This is a genomic window from Geodermatophilus sp. URMC 61 (genome assembly GCF_052931555.1).
Genome location: NZ_JBRFHZ010000002.1, coordinates 4182598 through 4200766 on the forward strand (window position 1 = coordinate 4182598; position 18169 = coordinate 4200766).

At 73.9% G+C, this 18169-nt stretch carries 18 protein-coding genes; 7 read left to right on the plus strand and 11 right to left on the minus strand.

Annotated elements, in window-relative coordinates:
• Window positions 1–441: 441 nt before the first annotated feature.
• Window positions 442–1584: an acyl-CoA dehydrogenase family protein gene (locus ACU610_RS19550; protein WP_446769360.1), complete on the minus strand. Its 1143-nt coding sequence runs from the start codon at window positions 1582–1584 to the stop codon at window positions 442–444.
• A gap of 72 nt (window positions 1585–1656) precedes the next feature.
• Here ACU610_RS19550 and ACU610_RS19555 point away from each other — a divergent pair, with 72 nt between their 5' ends.
• Window positions 1657–2331 carry a winged helix-turn-helix transcriptional regulator gene (locus ACU610_RS19555; RefSeq protein ID WP_446769361.1) on the plus strand — a complete coding sequence of 225 codons (675 nt, stop codon included), beginning with the start codon at window positions 1657–1659 and terminating at the stop codon, window positions 2329–2331.
• 163 nt (window positions 2332–2494) lie between these two features.
• Here the strand turns inward: ACU610_RS19555 and rplI are convergent, their stop codons facing one another.
• The 4 genes from rplI to rpsF form a co-directional block, all read right to left on the minus strand.
• A complete protein-coding gene (gene rplI / locus ACU610_RS19560; protein WP_446769362.1) occupies window positions 2495–2950 on the minus strand; it encodes a 50S ribosomal protein L9 in 456 nt (151 codons plus the stop codon).
• Window positions 2951–2952: 2 nt separating this feature from the next.
• Window positions 2953–3189, minus strand: a complete 237-nt coding sequence (gene rpsR, locus ACU610_RS19565; protein WP_012951016.1) for a 30S ribosomal protein S18 — start codon at window positions 3187–3189, stop codon at window positions 2953–2955.
• 139 nt (window positions 3190–3328) lie between these two features.
• Window positions 3329–3811 carry a single-stranded DNA-binding protein gene (locus tag ACU610_RS19570; RefSeq protein ID WP_446769363.1) on the minus strand — a complete coding sequence of 161 codons (483 nt, stop codon included), beginning with the start codon at window positions 3809–3811 and terminating at the stop codon, window positions 3329–3331.
• Window positions 3812–3813: 2 nt separating this feature from the next.
• Complete coding sequence (gene rpsF / locus ACU610_RS19575; protein ID WP_446769364.1) at window positions 3814–4101, minus strand: 30S ribosomal protein S6; 288 nt, start codon at window positions 4099–4101, stop codon at window positions 3814–3816.
• 252 nt (window positions 4102–4353) lie between these two features.
• Here rpsF and ACU610_RS19580 point away from each other — a divergent pair, with 252 nt between their 5' ends.
• Window positions 4354–5166, plus strand: coding sequence for a deoxyribonuclease IV (locus tag ACU610_RS19580; RefSeq protein WP_446769365.1), 813 nt, complete (start codon window positions 4354–4356; stop codon window positions 5164–5166).
• An 89-nt stretch (window positions 5167–5255) separates the two neighbouring features.
• Here the strand turns inward: ACU610_RS19580 and ACU610_RS19585 are convergent, their stop codons facing one another.
• From ACU610_RS19585 to ACU610_RS19595, 3 genes are all read right to left on the minus strand, one after another.
• Window positions 5256–6788, minus strand: coding sequence for a glycosyltransferase family 87 protein (locus ACU610_RS19585; protein ID WP_446769366.1), 1533 nt, complete (start codon window positions 6786–6788; stop codon window positions 5256–5258).
• A 24-nt stretch (window positions 6789–6812) separates the two neighbouring features.
• Window positions 6813–9242: a transglycosylase domain-containing protein gene (locus ACU610_RS19590; protein ID WP_446769367.1), complete on the minus strand. Its 2430-nt coding sequence runs from the start codon at window positions 9240–9242 to the stop codon at window positions 6813–6815.
• Window positions 9243–9411: 169 nt separating this feature from the next.
• Complete coding sequence (locus ACU610_RS19595; protein WP_446769368.1) at window positions 9412–9825, minus strand: DUF5318 family protein; 414 nt, start codon at window positions 9823–9825, stop codon at window positions 9412–9414.
• 144 nt (window positions 9826–9969) lie between these two features.
• Here ACU610_RS19595 and ACU610_RS19600 point away from each other — a divergent pair, with 144 nt between their 5' ends.
• The 3 genes from ACU610_RS19600 to ACU610_RS19610 all read left to right on the plus strand — a co-directional run bounded on the left by ACU610_RS19600 (window position 9970) and on the right by ACU610_RS19610 (window position 12740).
• Window positions 9970–10596: a PadR family transcriptional regulator gene (locus ACU610_RS19600; protein WP_446769369.1), complete on the plus strand. Its 627-nt coding sequence runs from the start codon at window positions 9970–9972 to the stop codon at window positions 10594–10596.
• Window positions 10597–10706: 110 nt separating this feature from the next.
• On the plus strand, window positions 10707–11786 hold the full coding sequence (locus ACU610_RS19605) for an inositol-3-phosphate synthase (protein WP_446769370.1): 1080 nt from the start codon (window positions 10707–10709) through the stop codon (window positions 11784–11786).
• Between the two features lie 195 nt (window positions 11787–11981).
• The gene (locus ACU610_RS19610) at window positions 11982–12740 is read left to right on the plus strand and encodes a hypothetical protein (RefSeq protein WP_446769371.1); all 759 of its coding nucleotides are present in this window, start codon (window positions 11982–11984) and stop codon (window positions 12738–12740) included.
• Window positions 12741–12904: 164 nt separating this feature from the next.
• Here the strand turns inward: ACU610_RS19610 and ACU610_RS19615 are convergent, their stop codons facing one another.
• Window positions 12905–13564, minus strand: coding sequence for a YqgE/AlgH family protein (locus ACU610_RS19615; RefSeq protein ID WP_446769372.1), 660 nt, complete (start codon window positions 13562–13564; stop codon window positions 12905–12907).
• A 118-nt stretch (window positions 13565–13682) separates the two neighbouring features.
• Between ACU610_RS19615 and ACU610_RS19620 the strand changes: the two genes are divergently transcribed.
• Complete coding sequence (locus tag ACU610_RS19620) at window positions 13683–14933, plus strand: MFS transporter (RefSeq protein ID WP_446769373.1); 1251 nt, start codon at window positions 13683–13685, stop codon at window positions 14931–14933.
• A 13-nt stretch (window positions 14934–14946) separates the two neighbouring features.
• Here ACU610_RS19620 and ACU610_RS19625 read toward each other — a convergent pair whose 3' ends face one another.
• Together ACU610_RS19625 and ACU610_RS19630 are read right to left on the minus strand one after the other, a co-directional pair.
• Window positions 14947–15921: a peptidase gene (locus tag ACU610_RS19625; protein ID WP_446769374.1), complete on the minus strand. Its 975-nt coding sequence runs from the start codon at window positions 15919–15921 to the stop codon at window positions 14947–14949.
• A gap of 41 nt (window positions 15922–15962) precedes the next feature.
• Window positions 15963–17411, minus strand: a complete 1449-nt coding sequence (locus ACU610_RS19630) for a CCA tRNA nucleotidyltransferase (RefSeq protein ID WP_446769375.1) — start codon at window positions 17409–17411, stop codon at window positions 15963–15965.
• Between the two features lie 221 nt (window positions 17412–17632).
• Here ACU610_RS19630 and ACU610_RS19635 point away from each other — a divergent pair, with 221 nt between their 5' ends.
• Complete coding sequence (locus tag ACU610_RS19635; protein WP_091220955.1) at window positions 17633–18109, plus strand: NUDIX hydrolase; 477 nt, start codon at window positions 17633–17635, stop codon at window positions 18107–18109.
• Window positions 18110–18169: the final 60 nt, after the last annotated feature.

An 18169-nucleotide genomic window follows, 5' to 3' on the forward strand; every position in this document is an offset into this window, starting at 1 on the left:
ACCGCGGAGGTCCGACAGTTCCGCCCCGACGGCAGCCGTGGAGGACGTTAGGAAGTGCGGACGGACCAGTCCAACACCGGTGTGAACGCGCTTCTGCACAACTTGTGGACAAGTCGGTGGACACAGCCGTGTCGACATGTGGAGACAGCGGGGGACGCCGCGACGCCGTCCCTCGTATCCCGCCCTTGACCTGCGCGGAGACGACTCACCGGGTGTGGACGGGAAAAACCTGCGAGAAATCCGGGTGTCGTCGTCCGGCGTGTCGCAGGGGCCGCCGCAGCCGCCCCAGCGGTCACACGTCCACAGGTCGACACCCGGTGGAGGCGGGCCACCGGGGGCGCCGCCACGACCGACCGTCGTGCCCCCGCGCAGCGGTGGCCGAGGGCCCGACGTGCCGGCGTCCGGCCGCCCTCGACGGTCCGGTGCCTCGGCCGGTGGCGGTCAGCCGCGGGCGGCGCGCACGGCGGCCTCGCCCACGGCGGCCAGGGTGGCCTCGGGGGTCAGCGGGTGGAACGGCCCGCCCCGCACGTCGCGGTAGGCACGCTCCAGTGGCGACGTCCGGTAGAACGCCGGACCGCCGGCCACCTGCAGGGCCAGGTCGGTCACCGCCACCGCCTCGAGCACCGCGTGGCGCTTGGCGGTCATCAGCGTCTCCAGGACCGCGTGCTCGAGCGGCGGGTACTCACCGACCTCCCCGACCGCGCCGAGCAGCGCCCAGCGGGCCACTCGCAGCCGTGCCTGCATCTCCCCGATCTGCCGCACCGCGGCGGGGGCCGGCTCCGGGCGACGGGTGGCCAGCCGCACGGCCTCCTCGTGAGCGGCCTGCGCCACACCGAGGTAGACCCCGGCCACGACGGGGGCGAAGTGGATCGCCGCCAGCAGCAGGGGACCGGCGAGCTGGCCGTACGGGCGCCGGCCGAGCACCCGTTCGGCCGGCACGAAGACGTCGTCCAGGACGACGTCCTGGCTCGCCGTGCCGCGCATGCCCAACGTGTCCCAGGTGTCGACCAGCGAGACGCCCGGCGCGGTGAGCGGGATCCCGAAGTGCAGCACCTCGGCCCCCGGTCGAGGCTCCCCCAGCACGGCCGAGGTCGCCAGGACCGTCGCCGCCGGCGCCTGCGAGCAGAAGGACTTCCGGCCGCGCACCAGGTACCCGCCGTCGGCCTCGACCGCGGTCGTCGTCGGGCTGACCCAGTCCGAGCCGCCGCTGGTGGCCAGCACGATGCCCTCGTCGGCCACTCGGCGCAGCGTGGCCTCGGCGTCCGCCGCTCCGCGCCGGTGCCGCCAGCGGTGCACGAGGGTCAGGTACTGGTGCATGGCCGCCGAGAGGGCGGCCGAGCCGGACCACCGGGCCAACTCGTGCTCGGCGAGCACCACCTGGCGCCAGGTCGCGCCGGCCCCGCCGAACTCCACCGGGACCGCGATCGCCAGGTAGCCGGTCTCGGCCATGGCGCGGTAGGCCTCACTCACGAAGGTCGCGTCCCTGTCGTGCTCGGCGTCGTGCTCGGCGGCGCGACGGCCGACCTCGGCGGCCAGGGAGAGGACCTGCTCGTCCGTACGCGGGGATTCTGTTGTCGTCGTCATGCCGCCACGATCCGGACGCCGGCGCGCCCCATCCAGTTCTGGTTCTGCACCGCCCCTGTCACCATCGACGGCATGGCCCGGTACGGCCAGTACTGTCCGATCACCCGGTCGCTGGAGCTGCTCGGCGACCGGTGGACGTTGCTCATCGTGCGCGACCTGCTGGTCGGCGCGGAGCGGTTCAACGAGCTCGCCCGGGGGTTGCCGCGGCTCTCCCGCGGGCTGCTCTCCAAGCGCCTGGACCACCTCGTCCGGGCCGGGCTCGTCGAGCACCACGACGGCCGCTACCGCGTCACCCAGGCCGGCGAGGAACTGCGCCCGCTGGTCTTCGGCCTGGCCGAGTGGGGTGCCCGCTGGGCGTTCGGCGAACCACGGCCCGACGAGCTCGACGCGACCGTGCTCATGTGGTGGATCCGCGGGGGCATCGATGCGAAGGCTTTCGGCGAGCCCCGCCGGGTCGTGCTGCAGTTCCGGTTCGTCGAGGGCCGGCGGCGGCTCTACTGGCTGGTCGTCACGCCCACGGACGTCTCCCTGTGCTTCACCGACCCGGGCTTCGACGTCGACGTCACCGTCGACGTCGGGCTCGACGTGTTGTACCAGGTCTGGGTGGGGCGCATCGGGTACGGGGAGGCGGTGCGCGACCGTCTGCTGGTCGTGACAGGGGAGAGGTCCCTGGTCCGCGCACTGCCCCGCGCCCTGCAGTTCAGCCCGGTCGCGCCCTATGTGCGCCGGGCCGCCGCGGTCGACTGACGGTCGCCGTCCGGCAGCCACAGCGCCCGCGTGAGTGAGGGCTGCGGCAGAACGCCGTGAGGGGCGCCGGACCGGAGCCCGACGCCCCTCGTGGGCGGTGCTGTGCGGCCCTCCTGCAGGGTCCGGCCGCGAGTTCGCGGGGGTGGGGAGGACGGGGCCTTCGTCAGCCGGGGACGACCTCGATGGTCAGCTGCGAGGTGACCTCGGGGTGCACCCGCACGGTCACCGTGTGCTGGCCGGTGGTCTTGATGCTGCTCGGCAGCTCCACCCGGCGCCGGTCGAGCGCGGGGCCACCGGCGGCGGTCACGGCGTTGACGACGTCGGCGGTGGTGATGCGGCCGAACAGACGGCCGCCCTCACCGGCGCGCGCCGGCACCTGGACGGTCAGGCCCGACAGGCGCCCGGCCACGGCCTGCGCCTCCTCGAGCGAGCGCACCTCGCGCGTGGCACGCGCGCGGCGCAGCGACTCGACCTGCTTCTCGGCACCGCGGGTGGCCACGATGGCCAGGCCGCGGGGCAGGAGGTAGTTGCGGGCGTATCCGCCCTTGACCTCCACGGTGTCACCGGAGGACCCGAGGCCGGTGACCTCCTGCGTCAGGATCAGCTTCTGGGTGCTCATGGTCAGCGCGCCGTGGAGGTGTAGGGCAGCAGGGCCATCTCACGGCTGTTCTTGACGGCCGTGGCGACGTCCCGCTGGTGCTGGCTGCAGTTGCCGCTCACGCGGCGGGCACGGATCTTGCCGCGGTCGGAGATGAACTTCCGCAGCAGCGTCGTGTCCTTGTAGTCGATGTAGGTCGCCTTGTCCTTGCAGAACTGGCAGACCTTCTTCTTGGGCTTGCGAACGGGGGGCTTGGCCACCGGGGTTCTCCAGAGAGTGACGGAATGGAACGGCCCCCTCGCAGGGGCTCGCACCGAGCGTGGTGAGGTGCTGGAACGGCTCCTCTGCAGGTCCCCGCCGCGAGCGTGCGGGCGGTGGGGGGCAGAGGGGTCCTCCTGCTCAGAAGGGCGGCTCGTCGGACGGCGGGGCCGGGGTCGACCACGGGTCGCTGGACCCGCCGCCACCGAAGCCGCCACCGCCACCGCCACCGCCGCCGAAGCCGCCACCGCCATCGCCGCGCGAGGCCTTGGTGACCTTCGCCGTGGCGTAGCGGAGCGACGGGCCGATCTCGTCGACCTCGAGCTCGACGACGGTGCGCTTCTCGCCTTCCTTGGTCTCGAACGACCGCTGCTTGAGCCGGCCGGAGACGATCACCCGCGACCCGCGGGTCAGCGACTCGGCGACGTTCTCCGCCGCCTGCCGCCAGACGTTGCAGCGCAGGAAGAGCGCCTCGCCGTCCTTCCACTCCTGCGACTGACGGTCGAAGGTCCGCGGCGTGGAGGCCACGGTGAAGTTGGCGACCGCGGCGCCGGAGGGCGTGAACCGCAGCTCCGGGTCCGACGTGAGGTTGCCGATGACGGTGATGACGGTCTCGCCGGCCATGGTCAGTGAACCTCGGGCCGCATGAGCTTCGTGCGCAGGACCGACTCGTTGAGGTTGAGCTGCCGGTCGAGCTCGGCCACCGCGGCGGGCGTGGCGTGGATGTCGACGACGGCGTAGATGCCCTCGATCTGCTTCTTGATCTCGTAGGCCAGCCGGCGACGACCCCAGATCTCGGTCTTCACGGTGCCACCGGCGTTGGTGACGACGCTGAGGAACCGGTCGAGGGAGGGAGCGATCGTGCGCTCCTCCAGGTCGGGGTCGAGGATGACCATCAGTTCGTAGTGACGCACGGAGAACCCCACCTCCTCTGGTCTGGGCGGCTGCAGTCGGTCTGCAGCAGGAGGGTCGTACACGCGTCGCGCGCCCCGCCCGGTGACGGCCACCGGTGGAACGCGCTCAGCCGAGCGTACCAGCGCCGACCGGCCCGCCGGCCCCTGCAGGTGGAAAGGCCCCGTCCTGCCCACCCCTCGCAAGCTCGGCGCGGGACCCGGGACGGGGCCAGCGAGCGACGGAGGGCAGGGGCTCCTTCTAGGGTCGGGCGCGTGGCAGCTCACCCGATCGGCGTACACGTCGGACCCGGCCTGACCGAGGACAACGAGCTCGATGCCGGCGGCCCGCTCGCCCGCGCTGCGGAGATGGACGCCGACGGCGTGCAGGTCTTCCTGGCCGACCCGCAGGGCTGGACGCAACCCAAGCCGCGCCCGGACGCCGCCGACCTGCTGGCCAGCGACCTCACGGTCGTCGTCCACGCGCCGTACGTGCTCAACGTGGCGACGACGAACAACCGCATCCGCATCCCGAGCCGCAAGCTGCTGGCCGCGCACGCGAAGGCGGCCGCCGCGGTCGGTGCGCTCGGCATGGTGGTGCACGGCGGGCACGTGCTGGCCAAGGACGACCCGGCGGCCGGCGTCGACAACTGGCGCAAGACCTTCTCCCGACAGGCCGAGGACGGCGGCTTCCCCGTCCCGCTGCTCATCGAGAACACCGCCGCCGGCGGCAACGCCATGGCCCGCGACCTCGACGCCCTCGCCCGGCTGTGGGACGCCGTCGGCGGGTTCGGCGCCGGCTTCGTGCTCGACACCTGCCACGCGTGGGCCGCCGGGTGGGACCTGGCGACCGCGGTGGACGACGTCCGGGCGATCACCGGCCGCGTGGACCTGGTGCACCTGAACAACAGCCGCGACCCGCAGGGCTCCAGCCGCGACCGGCACGCCCCGCTGGCCGAGGGCGAGATCCCGACCGAGCTGCTGGTGGAGGTCGCCCGGGCGGCGGACTGCCCGATCGTCCTCGAGACGCCCGGCGACGCCGCCAGCCACGCCGAGGAGATCGTGCTGCTCCGGCAGGCCCTGGCCTGACCCGGGTCCGTGTTCCACGTGGAGCGCTGACGTCCGTCGTCCCTCCGGCCGACACCGCGGACCACAGCCGTACCGGACTGCGCTGGGGCCTAGCCGTCCCTCGTCGGGGACCCTCCGGACCCCACTCGTCGCGACAGGACCCGTCCCCGGCTGTCGAGCGTCACCACATCGGGCGCTCCGTCCAACACCCCTCCGGCCGGGTCGTCGACGCCGGGCCAGCTGGTGCGGACCACGTCGTCGTCCGGCCGCCGCACCTCTCGGACGACGAGCACCATGAGCGCCACCAGGACGGCGTCCCGGACCAGGACGGCGGTGAAGAACCACTGCACCTCGACGCCGCGGTTGTCGGTGCCGAGGTAGTAGAGCATCGTCAGGATCCACACCAGGGCCTCGCTGACCTGCCAGACCAGCAGCGCGCGCCACCGCGGCCGGGCCAGGACCGCCAACGGCAGCAGCCACAGCGCGTACTGCGGGCTGTAGACCTTGTTGAGCAGCAGGAAGGCGGCGACCAGCAGGAAGGCCACCTGTGCCACCCGGGGGCGCACCGGAGCGGTGAGCACCAGCCAGGCGACCCCAGCGGCGAACGCGAGCAGCAGCACGGCCACCACCGTGTTGAGCACCGACGGCGTCTCACCCTCGGCGAGCGGTCCGTCGAGGACCCGGTTCTCCGTGACCGTCAGCAGGACGTTCCAGATGGACTCGGGGTTGGCCGGGCGTTGCCGGCTGAAGGCGAAGAACCAGCCCCAGTTCTCCGGTGCCAGCAGGGCCACCGGGAGGTTGACCGCCAGCCAGGCGCCGGCCGCCACGAGCGCCGCCCGCAGCCAGACCCGCAGCGCACCGGCGCGCAGGCACAGCAGGAACAGTGCGCCCAGCACGAGGACGGGGTAGAGCTTGGCGGCCACGCCCAGGCCGAGCAGCACCCCGGCGAGCACCGGCCGCTGTCGGGCCCACGCCCACATCCCGAGGGTGGTGAGGGCGACGGCCAGCAGGTCCCAGTTGTTGAACGCGTAGACCAGCAGCACCGGTGACAGCGCCACCATCGCGGTGTCCCACGGCCGCCGGCCGGTCAACGGCAGGACGGCGCGCACCACCACCAGCGCGCACAGCGACATCAGCAGCGCCGTGACGACGGTGTAGCTCTCCACCGGCGGGACCGCCGGGAGGACGCCGACCGTGGCGGCCAGCCGGTCGTACCAGCCCGACAGCAGCGCGGCGAGCGCCATGACCGCCCCGGTGAGCACGGGGTACTCCACCCGCGCGTCGAGGTAGGGCAGCGCCCCCTCACCCTGCCCGTAGATGCCGAACAGCGGGACGGGGTCGGAGTAGCAGAGGTGGGTGTACTGCAGCGATCCGGTCCAGTCGCCGTCGGCGCAGGGCGCCTGCTTGAGCCAGGCGAACGCCAGCACGGTCGAGGCGAACAGCAGGCAGACCCGCAGCGGGGTCCAGAACAGCGCCCGCCCGACGACCGCGTGCCGGCCCCAGGGCCCGCCCACCGCCTCGCTGGCCTGCGCCACGACCGGGTCGGTCCAGCTGGGGACGACGCGGTCGGGGCGACCGTCCGAGGCCGGGGACGCCGCGGGCCCGTCCGCTGGTGCGGACGGGCCCGTGGGGATCGTGCTCATGCGGGTCAGTCTGCCCGCCGGAGGTCAGCCGCCCAGCTGCTGACCGTTGGTGCCGTTGCCGGTACCGGGGCCAGCGCCGTTGCCGTTGCCGTTCTGGCCGGGCGTGGTGCCCTCGTCGAACTGCGGACCGTCCTCCTCCGTCTCCTCGGTCGTCGACTCGCTGGGCGTCGCGGTCGGCGTCTGGGTCGGCGTCTCGGTCGGCGTGGGCGTCGGGATCGGCGTCGGGGTGGGCTCTGCCTGCTGCGTCGGCGGGGCGGTGACCTGGACCGGCGCCTGCGTCTGCGTCTCCGGCTCCGGCGCGGGCACACCGTTGCCGGTGTCGCCGCGGATCAGCGCGCGGTCGGGCAGGTCCTCCTCCGGCGTCCCGTCGAGCACGTTGTCCATGAACTCCTGCCAGATGGCGCCCGGCAGGCCCGAGCCGTAGATGATGCGGCCGTTGACGTCCTCGATGGGCTGGGCGGGCGAGTCGTTGCCCATCCACACCGCGGTGGAGATCGACGGCGTGAAGCCCACCATCCAGGCGTCGGAGTTGTCCTCGCCCTGACCCTGCGTACCGGTCTTGCTGGCCACCTCGCGGCCACCGTCGAGCGAGCGGCGCGAGTAGGCGGCGACGTCGGTCATCGCGTAGGTGACGTCGTTGACGACCTCCTCCTCGAAGACCCGGTCCCCGGCGTCACCGTTGTAGTCGAGCAGCACCGCACCCTCGCTGTCGGTCACCCGGGCGACGAAGAACGGCTCGTGCTCGACGCCGGTGGCGAGGGTGGCGAAGCCGTGCGCCTGGTCGATCGGGCGCATCTCGTACTGACCGATGCCGATCGAGGCGCCGGTCGCGCCCGTCTCCGGGTCGGCCAGCGTGTTGCTGCCGGCGAGCACCCCGTAGGACGGCTCGTCCGGCCAGGCCTCCGGCAGGCCGGTGGCCTCGAGGATGTTCTGCCGGACCCGCTCCGCGCCGACCTCGTAGGCCAGCCCGTAGTAGGTGGTGTTCAGGGAGCGGGTGAGCGCCTCCATGAGCGTGCAGGAGCCGCACGAGGCACCGCCGGAGTTGCGGACCGGCAGGCCCGGGCGGTCGGGGAACTCCTGCGGCGAGGAGCCGTCGCGCCGGGCGTTGACGCTGATGCCGTCCTCCAGCGCGGTGGCCAGCACGTAGGGCTTGACCGACGAGCCGGGCTGGCGCAGGGCCTGCGCGTAGTCGACCGCGCCGTCACCGGCGCCGATCGGCCCGCCGTAGTAGGCCCGGACGGCACCGGTGTTCGGGTCGACGGACACCAGCGCCTCGCGCAGGTTCTCCGGTTCACCGTCCATCACGTCGGCGACGGCGGAGATGGCGGCGTCCTGGTAGCGCTTGTCCACCGTGGTGGTGATCCGCAGGCCGCCGGCCCGGATCTGCTGCTCGTCGTAGCCCTTGGCCTCCAGCTCGGCGATGGCGCGCTGGACGACCAGGCCCTCCGGCCCGTCGGGGATGCCCAGGTTGGAGCCGGTCCGCGGCAGCACCGGCGGGTAGACCGAGGCCTGTCGCTCCTGCTCGGTCAGCCAGCCCTCGTCGACCATCGCGTCGAGCACCAGCCCCCAGCGGTCCTGCGCCCCCTCGGGGTTGGACTCCGGGTCGTAGGTGGAGGGGCTGCGGACCAGGACGGCGAGCACCGCGCCCTGCTGGGCGGTCAGCTGGCTGGCCGGCACGCCGAAGTAGGTGTTCGCGGCGGCCTCGATGCCGTAGGCGCCGCGACCGAAGTAGATGGTGTTCAGGTAGTTCTCGAGGATGTCGTCCTTCTCGTACTCGTTGTCGAGCTTGACGGAGAGGAAGAGCTCCTGGAACTTGCGGCTGAACGTCTGGTCGTGCGTCAGGAAGGCGTTCTTCACGTACTGCTGGGTGATCGTCGAGCCACCCTGCGTGGAGCCGCCGGTGAGGTTGTTCCAGGCGGCGCGCACGATGCCGGTGAAGGAGATGCCCGGGTCGGAGTAGAAGTTCCGGTTCTCGGCGGCGAGGATCGCATCGCGCGCCGGTTCGGCCACCTCGGTCAGGTCGACGTTGGTGCGGTTGCCCCCGTCCACGCCGAGCCGGGCCATCTCGGTGGTGCCGTCGCCGTAGTACACGATCGTCGTCTGTGCGTTCTGCACCGAGCTCGGGTCGGGCACCTCGGTGGTCGCGTAGACGACGCCCACGAAGACGCCGAGCAGCACGAGCACGCCGGCGAACGCGGCGCCGAGGGCCTTCAGCCGGCGAGTGCGGCGCTGCTTCCCGGTGCGGACGGCCTTGCCCGCCGGGCGGGCGCCCGTGGCAGCCGCGCCGGTGCGGGACGCCGTCGTCCGGGCCCCGCGGCCGGCCGGAGGCCGGCCACCGCGGCCTGCGGGCGGACGCCCGCCTCCACCGCCGCCACCGGCGGTGCGGCCGGACGGCGGACGGCGGACCGAGCCGCTGCGCGGCCCGACCGGTGAGGTCTCGTCGTGGGGAGGCACGCAGGGGCCCCTCTCTGGTTCGGGTCTCGGTGGGCACGGGGAGTCAGACGTCCGGCACCCAGGGTGGCGTCTTCAGCTGTGCGAATCCGGACGACCCGCTGCGCAGCGACGCCCACGTGTCTCAACGACCACGTGGGGCACCCCGTGTTCCCCCGTGTGACGCGTACTACTACTCGGTGGCCGCCCGCCGACGCGTACGGCGCGGCTGGCGGCCCGGGTCCGGCTCGGCGCCGAGGACGTACGAGCAGTCCAGGTGGTTCCACCCGCAGCCGCGGCACACCTGGACGGCGTAGACGGAGAACTCCTCCTGCGCCGCGTCCATCCGGGCGAGCTCGGCCTGCGTCTTCGCCTGGCCGGCCGTGGGGCCGAGGTGCTCGCCGTAGACGTAGCTCACCAGCGTGAGCTCCACCTTGCGGCACACCGGGCACGCGACGTCGGTCGCCTCGCCGTGGTACTTCGCCGCCCGGACGAGGTACGGACTGGCGTCGCAGACCTCGAACAGTCCCGTGCGGCCGGCGTACACGTCGGCGAGGACGGCTCGCCGCTGCAGCGAGTAGTCCACGACGGATCGACGTCCGGGCACGGCGTCAATGTACGCACCAGCGGGGACCCCCGGAGGTCCCCGACCACGTGGGGAGGCCTTCGCGATCCCTCCGAGTCGTCCGGCCCAGTGTACGTCGATGTATCGTCCCGATACATCGATCCGCAGGACGACGAGGGAGGCGACGTGCTCGAGTTCGCCATCCTCGGCCTGCTGCACCAGTCGCCGATGCACGGCTACGAGCTGCGCAAGCAACTCGCCCAGGTCCTCGGCGGGTTGCGCAGCATCTCCTACGGGTCGCTGTACCCCGCGCTCAAGCGGCTGCACGCGGCCGGCTACGTCACCACCGACGAGCCGGACCCCCGCGCCCCTCTCCCGGCGGACGCACCACCGCTGACCGGCCGGCGGGGCAAGGTGGTCTACACCATCACCGCCGAGGGCAAGGAGCGCTTCCACGAGCTGGTGAGCCAGGCCGGTCCCGAGACGTACGACGACGGCGGGCTCTTCGGCGTCCGCCTGGCGTTCTTCCGGCACACCGCGGCGGACGTGCGGCTGCGCATCCTCGAGGGCCGCCGCCGCACCGTCGAACGGCAGCGCGAGGGCCTGCGGGCCTCCCTGAGCCGGACCCGCGAGCGGCTGGACCGCTACACCCTCGAACTGCAGCGCCACGGTCTGGAGTCCGTCGACCGTGAGGTCCGCTGGCTCGCCGAGCTCATCGACCGCGAGCTGACCGACAGCGAGAGGCGCCGAGGCCACGGCGCCGACGCCGGGGACCCGCCTCCGCCCCCGGCAGCGCCGCCCGAGCACCCCTGACCAGCACCGTCCCGAAGACCCGGCGGGAGAGCTCCGCGCCCGTCACCCCCAGCAGGACCGTCAGCGGTCCGTGTCCTCCGGCCGCACCGGTCCGGGAGTAAGGAGATGCCATGGGATCCGTCAAGGTCGCCATCGTCGGCGTCGGCAACTGCGCCGCCTCGCTCGTGCAGGGCGTGCACTACTACCGCGATGCCGACGAGACGACGTCGGTGCCGGGCCTGATGCACGTCTGCTTCGGTGAGTACCACGTCGGCGACGTGCAGTTCGTCGCCGCGTTCGACGTCGACGCCAAGAAGGTCGGTCGTGACCTCTCCGAGGCCATCGTCGCCAGCGAGAACAACACCATCAAGATCTGTGACGTCCCCCCGCTGGGCGTGCCCGTGCAGCGCGGCACCACCCTCGACGGCCTGGGCCGCTACTACCGCGAGACGATCGAGGAGTCCGACGAGGAGCCGGTGGACGTCGTCGCCGCGCTGCGCGCGGCGGAAGCCGACGTCCTGGTCTGCTACCTGCCCGTCGGGTCGCAGCAGGCCGCCGAGTTCTACGCGCAGTGCGCCCTGGACGCCGGCGTGGCCTTCGTCAACGCGCTGCCCGTGTTCATCGCCGGGACGCCGGAGTGGGCCGAGAGGTTCGAGAAGGCCGGCGTGCCGATCGTCGGCGACGACATCAAGTCGCAGGTGGGCGCCACCATCACCCACCGCGTGCTCGCCAAGCTGTTCGAGGACCGCGGCGTGCAGCTCGACCGGACCATGCAGCTCAACGTCGGCGGCAACATGGACTTCAAGAACATGCTCGAGCGCGAGCGCCTGGAGTCCAAGAAGATCTCCAAGACCCAGGCGGTGACCAGCCAGGTCAGCCGGGACATGGGCCAGGGGAACGTGCACATCGGCCCGTCGGACCACGTGCCGTGGCTGTCGGACCGCAAGTGGGCCTACGTGCGGCTCGAGGGCCGTGCGTTCGGCGACGTCCCGCTGAACCTGGAGTACAAGCTCGAGGTCTGGGACTCCCCGAACTCGGCGGGGATCATCATCGACGCCGTCCGCGCCGCGAAGATCGCCAAGGACCGCGGGATCGGCGGCCCGATCCTCTCCGCGTCGTCCTACTTCATGAAGAGCCCGCCGGTGCAGTACAGCGACAGCGAGGCCCGCGACGCCGTCGAGGCGTTCATCCGGGGTGACGTGGACCGCTGACGGCCGCCCTGCAGGCTCGCGGCGAGCCTCGGGACGGGGCCGGCGGTCCCGGGACCGGTCCGGGGGAGGCTCTGCAGGGGGCCGGCCGGCCCCCTGCAGGGTCCCGCCGCGAGCCTGCGTGTGGCCGGGGCAGAGGGGTCCTTCCACCGCGTGGGACGCCGTCGGCGACCTGCCCGGATGCCTACGCTGACCCGCATGCGCCCGCGCCGCCGTCCGCTGCTCCCCGCGCTGGGGCTGACAGCGGCGCTGCTGGCCGGCTGCGGCGGCGCTGGCGAGCGGGCGGAGGGGTCACCCGTCACCGAGGAGGAGGCCGCCGTCCTCGCCGGGCTGCTCGCCGAGAACCACGACCGGGGCGGCGCGGACTTCCTCATCACCGCCCCGTACGGCGAGGACACCGTGCTCACCCTCACCGGGGAGGTGGACCTCGCCGGCGGTGCCGGCCGCGCGCAGGCGGTCACGTCGTACGGCGACGGCCGCGCCGACGACACCCGCACCCTCTTCTTCACCGACGAGGAGCTGTGGTTCGGCGAGGTGCCCGGCCTGACCGCGGCGCTGGGCGCCGAGGGGCTCCCGGAGGCCTCCTACGTGCGGCGTCCCGTGGCGCTGGGGGAGCAGCCACCGCTGGTCGACGTCCTCACCCAGGTGGTGTTGAACCTCGCCGCCGAGGAGCCGGACGACGCCGGCGACTTCCGCGGCGCGGGCTACACCTGGGAGGGCGACGGCTCGATCGACGGCGAGCTCACCCAGCTCTACGCCTCGGACACCGGCTGGTCGGTCGCGGTCGACCGCTCCACCGACCTGCTGGTGCAGTACCGCACCCCGCTGCCGGGCGAGGAGTTCGAGGTGACCGTGACGCTGTCGGACCACGGCCCACGGGAGATCACGGTGCCGGCCGAGGGGGAGTCCGTGGACGGCGCGGCGCACCCGGGGGTGGCGGCGACCGTCGGGCTGTAGCGAGAGGACCCCTGCTCCCCGCCACTCGCAGGCTCGCGACGGGACCCTGCAGGGGCCGACGGGATCCCGGACATGAGGGGAGGGGGCGGCCTCTTCCCCAGACCGCCCCCTCCGACGACGTTCCTACCAGATGGCGGGTGTCCGCGCACCCGTTGACGCGCCGGTCAGTTCACGGTCGGGTCGGCCGGCGCCGTCGACAGCACCGCCAGGCGCCCGGTCTGGCGTCCCATCACCCGGCGCCACAGCTCCGGGCCGGCCAGCTCGCTCAGCACGTCGTCCGGGCGGCCCGGCACGCAGGCCCAGGCGCCCTCGGCGACCTCGGCGGCCAGCTGGCCCGGCGACCAGCCCGCGTAGCCGGCAAACACCCTCAAGCCCCGCACCCGGCCGACCAGCTCGTCGGGGTCGGCGTCCAGGTCGACCAGGTGGACGTCGTCGGCGACCTGCCGCAGGCCGCAGTCCTCACCAGGGGTGCGGCAGACCGCGAGGCACAGCGCGGTGTCGGTCTCGCACGGGCCGCCCACGTGGAACACGCCGGGCTCGACCGCGAGGTCGCACCAGCCGGGCAGCACGTCGCGGATCTCCACCTGGCTCGGCCGGCCCAGCACCACGCCCAGCGTGCCGCTGTCGTTGTGGTCGAGGACGAAGACCACCGTGCCCGCGAACGTGGGGTCGGTCAGGCTCGGCATCGCCACCAGCAGCGAGCCGGGCCGGACGTCGTCCAGGGTGCCCGTCGAGAGCGCCGGGACCGCATCCGGGCGGCGTCGGCCCGTCGCGGGCCGGGCCGGCGGCCCTGACTCGGGATCGGGCGAGGACGAGGAAGTCATCGCTCCCCAGTGTGCCCCACCGAAACGCCACCCGGCGGGAGTGGCCGCGCCCACAACGCACGGATGCGCGGCCCGTCGTCGACCCTGTGGGGAGGGGAGGCCACCGTAGGGTGACCGGGTGCGGCAGGCGGGGACGACCGTGCGCTCGCTGCTGGCCGGCCGCGACTTCCGCCGGCTGCTGGCCACCCGGCTCTCGGCCCAGTTCGGGGACGGCGTGCTGCAGGCCGCCCTCGCCGGAACCGTGCTGTTCAACCCGCAGCGCGCCGCCGACCCGGTGGCGGTCGCCGCCGGGTTCGCCGTCCTGCTGCTGCCCTGGTCGCTGGTGGGCCCCTTCGCCGGCGTCTGGCTGGACCGGTGGCGCCGTCGGCAGGTGCTGGTGCGCGCCGACCTGCTGCGCGCCGGGCTGGTCGGCGTCCTGGCGCTGCTCGTGGCCGGCGGGTCGGGCGGCCTGCCGTTCCTGCTCGCCGGGCTGGTGCTGTTCTCGGTCGCCCGGTTCGTGCTCTCGGCGCTGTCGGCGGCCCTGCCGCACACCACCTCCGACCTGGTGCCGGCCAACGCGCTGTCGACGACGTCCGGCGCGGTGGCCACGGTGGTCGGTGGGGCGGCCGCGGTCGCGGTGCAGCAGGCCGCCGGCATCGCGGGGGACGCCGGGTACGCGGTGCTGACCCTCGGTGCGGCCGGCCCGTACCTGGTCGCCGCGGCGCTCGCCGCGGGCTTCCCGCGCGGGGCGCTCGGGCCGGAGGGGAGCGCGGCGACGTCGTCCGCCCGCCAGGTGCTCGCCGGCCTGCGAGCCGGCGTGCGGCACGTGCGGGCCCGCCCTCCGGCGGGGACCGCGCTGGCCGTCATCACCGTGCACCGGCTCTGCCTCGGGGTGCTGACCCTCGCGACGCTGCTGTTCTCCCGCGCCACCGCACCGCCCGGCGCGGGGCTGCTCGGCGTGGGGTCGGTGGTCGCCGCCGGTGCGGTCGGCACGCTGCTGGCGGCCCTGGTGACACCGGCTGCCGTGCGGCGCCTCGGGACGGCGCGGTGGGTGGTCCTGCTGCTGGCGCTCGGGGGCGTCCTGCTGACGGCGCTGGGCCTGCCCTTCCTGCCCCTGACCGTGGTGCTGGCCGGCGCGGTGCTCGGCTTCCTCGGGCAGGGCGTCAAGATCTGCGTGGACGCCACGCTGCAGCGAGCGGTGGACGACGACGTCCGCGGCCGGGTGTTCTCCGTCTACGACATGCTCGTCAACGTCGGCTACGTCCTCGCCCTGCTCGCGGCGGCGTACCTGCTGCCGGCGGACGGCATCTCCCCGCCGGCCGTGGTCGCCGTCGGCGCGGCCTACGTCCTCACCGCCCTGTACGCCGCCCGCTCTCCGCTGGCTCGCTGACCGGGCGGGCCCGTCAGAGCTCCGGGACGCAGGGCCCCTGGCCGAGACGGGCCAGGCCGGTGAGGTCCCCGGCGGCGTAGTCGGTGACGCCCGGCACGGTCTCCGGGTGGAGCAGCTGCGACTCGTCGTCCACGTGGTCCAGGCCGACCAGGTGGGCCAGCTCGTGCAGGACGACGCCCGACGCCGTGGCCGCGCCGTCCGGACGCTGGAGGATCTCGGGGAACTGCTCGGCGTCGAGGGTGACCGTGCCCGTGACGTAGACCCGCGTGCCCTCGCCCAGCGACACGGCCAGGCTGCCGGCCTCGCCGACGGTGTCGCCCGCGAGCCGGGGCGCCTCCGCCTGCGTCTGCCAGCTGACCAGGACCGGGGCCCAGCGGTCGCCGTACCGGTCGGGCTGGAACGCCGCCCGCTCCGGGGTCGGCACCTCGTCGGTCGCGCCGTCGTACACGAAGACCAGCCCGGTCACCTCGCTGACCCGGGCGACCGCCGCGTGCACCATCTCCTCCCCGCCGGCGGGGGACCCGTCGGGCCGGACGACGTAGTGGACGACCCGGCACGGGTCGTAGGCCACCGGCGCGACCCCGTCGGCTTGCAGCAGCGAGAACTCGTGCGGTCCGCCACCCGGAGGCGGCGGCAGCGGGACGCCCCGACGCGACCGGCTCGCGTCCACCCCCGGGGTGGGACGGTCCGGAGGCGCGGCGACCACGGGGACGCTGCGGTCCGGGGCCGGGCCGGCCGGCGTGGCGCGGTCCCAGGGCCACGACGCGGTCCCGGTGAGGACGGCGGCCCCGACGGCACCGCAGACGACCAGCGGGACGGCGAGGAGGCCACGCAGGCGCCGGCGTGGACGTCGCGGCGGCTCGGGGGCACGCCAGGGGGCCGGCTGGACCGGCAGGCCGAGGGCCTCGTCCACCACCCACTGGGGCGTGCGTCCGCTCGGCGAGGTCGGCAGCCGCCGGTCCGGCTCCGGGAGGCCCTGATCGCGCACGATCCTCCTGTCGGCAGCCGGCGGCTCCGGCTGTAGCCGGATCACCCGTTGCGGGCGGCCCACCAGGCGCGCAGCTCGGCCTCGGCCTCGTCGGGGTCGAGCGGGCCGCGCTCGAGCCGCAGGTCCTTGAGGTACCTCCAGGCCTCGCCGACCTCGCGGCCGGGCGGGATGTCGAGGATCGCCATGATCGCGTTGCCGTCGAGGTCCGGGCGCACCCGCGCGAGGTCCTCGGCGGCCGAGAGCTCCGCGATCCGCCGCTCCAGCGAGTCGTACGTGGCCGAGAGCGCCGCGGCGCGCCGCTTGTTGCGGGTCGTGCAGTCCGAGCGCACCAGCTTGTGCAGCCGGGGCAGCAGCTCGCCGGCGTCGGTGACGTACCGGCGGACGGCGGAGTCGGTCCACTCGCCGCGGCCGTAGCCGTGGAAGCGCAGGTGCAGGAAGGTCAGCCGGGCGACCGCCTCCACGATCTCCTTGGAGTACCGCAGCGCCTGCAGCCGCTTGCGGACCAGCTTCGCGCCGACCACCTCGTGGTGGTGGAAGGAGACCCGGCCGCGGGGCTCGTGCCGTCGGGTGGCCGGCTTGCCGATGTCGTGCAGCAGGGCGGCCAGCCGCAGCACCAGGTCGGGCGACTCGGCGTCCGGATCCGCCTTCTCCAGCGCGATCACCTGGTCGAGCACGGTCAGCGAGTGTGCGTAGACGTCCTTGTGCTGGTGGTGCTCGTCGATCTCCATCCGCAGCGCGGCCAGCTCCGGCAGGACGACGCCGGCCAGGCCGGTGGCAACGAAGAGCTCCAGCGCCGCCCGCGGGGAGTCCTGCAGCAGGGTCTTCGAGAGCTCGACCTGGACCCGCTCCGGGGTGATCCGGGCCAGTTCGGGGGCGAGCGCGGTCATCGCCTCGACCACCTCGTCGACCGGCGTCAGCCCCAGCTGGGCGACGAACCGGACCGCGCGCAGCATCCGCAGCGGGTCGTCGGCGAAGGAGTCCACCGCGGCCCCCGGCGTCCGGAGCCGCCCGGCCAGCAGGTCGCCCAGGCCGCCGAAGGGGTCGGTCACCGTGCGGTCCGGCCCCAGGGACACCGCCATCGCGTTGACCGTGAAGTCACGGCGGGCGAGGTCGTCGACGAGCGAGTCCCCCCACGCCACCTCGGGGTTGCGCGACTCCCGGTCGTAGCGGTCGGCGCGGTAGGTGGTGATCTCCAGCCGGACGCCGTCCACCTCGGCGCCCACTGTGCCGAACGCGATGCCGGTGTTCCACGTGGAACTGGCGAAGCCGCGCAGCAGCCCCAGCACCTGCTCGGGCCGGGCATCGGTGGTGACGTCGAGGTCGCCGGCGACACCCGGCCTCCCGGACCCCGCGGCGAGCAGCGCGTCGCGGACCGACCCGCCGACCAGGTGCGCCTCGAAGCCGGCGGCGGTGAAGCGCTCACCGAGCCGGGTCAGCACGGGGGAGAGGTCGACGAGCTCACGCACGGTCTGCTGGACGGCGGGCGGCACCGGTCCAGCGGTCTGGGTACGACTCTGCGGCTGACCGGACACGACGATCCAGGGTAGTGCCGCGACGAATGGACTCCGGTCCGGCTCCGCGCTCCGTGGAAGGACCCCGCTGCCCCCACCGCTCGCACGCTCGCGGCGGGCCCCTGCGGCGCGGCCGCTGTCGCTCGTTCCTCGCTGCGATGCTCCCGGAGCTGTCGCCCGACGCGCGCTACCCTCCTGGCATGGCTGGGACGGGCGGGCGAGGGCGCCCCGGCCGCCGGTTGCGCCGGGTCGACGAGACCTCCGCCGGGGGCCTGGTGGTGGCCGACGACCCCATCACGGGGCCGCGTGCCGCCCTCATCGGCCGCACCGACCGCCGCGGCCGGCTGCTCTGGTCGCTGCCCAAGGGCCACATCGAGGAGGGCGAGACCCCGGAGGACACCGCCGTCCGGGAGGTCGCCGAGGAGACCGGCATCATCGGCGAGGTCGTCGCCCCGCTCGGCATCATCGACTTCTGGTTCGTCGCCGACGGGCGCCGCGTGCACAAGACCGTGCACCACTTCCTGCTGCGCGCCATCGGAGGAGCCCTGTCCGACGCCGACATCGAGGTGACCGAGGTCGCCTGGGTGCCCCTCGACGAGCTCGGCGCCCGGCTCGCCTACGCCGACGAGCGGGCGCTGGTCGAGCGGGCGCCGGCGCTCCTCGCCGACAGCGCGTGAGCGAGCAGGCGAGCTCACCGGCAGACAGAGCAGGTAGCCGCCTCCCCGTGGCGGCGAGCG

Bases quoted from the DNA above. Each gene is read 5' to 3' on its own strand.
- ACU610_RS19550 (WP_446769360.1), bottom strand. From the start codon at position 1,584: ATGACGACGACAACAGAATCCCCGCGTACGGACGAGCAGGTCCTCTCC.
- ACU610_RS19570 (WP_446769363.1), bottom strand. From the start codon at position 3,811: ATGGCCGGCGAGACCGTCATCACCGTCATCGGCAACCTCACGTCGGAC.
- ACU610_RS19585 (WP_446769366.1), bottom strand. From the start codon at position 6,788: ATGAGCACGATCCCCACGGGCCCGTCCGCACCAGCGGACGGGCCCGCG.
- rplI (WP_446769362.1), bottom strand. From the start codon at position 2,950: ATGAGCACCCAGAAGCTGATCCTGACGCAGGAGGTCACCGGCCTCGGG.
- ACU610_RS19610 (WP_446769371.1), top strand. From the start codon at position 11,982: ATGCGCCCGCGCCGCCGTCCGCTGCTCCCCGCGCTGGGGCTGACAGCG.
- ACU610_RS19555 (WP_446769361.1), top strand. From the start codon at position 1,657: ATGGCCCGGTACGGCCAGTACTGTCCGATCACCCGGTCGCTGGAGCTG.
- ACU610_RS19615 (WP_446769372.1), bottom strand. From the start codon at position 13,564: ATGACTTCCTCGTCCTCGCCCGATCCCGAGTCAGGGCCGCCGGCCCGG.
- ACU610_RS19605 (WP_446769370.1), top strand. From the start codon at position 10,707: ATGGGATCCGTCAAGGTCGCCATCGTCGGCGTCGGCAACTGCGCCGCC.
- ACU610_RS19635 (WP_091220955.1), top strand. From the start codon at position 17,633: ATGGCTGGGACGGGCGGGCGAGGGCGCCCCGGCCGCCGGTTGCGCCGG.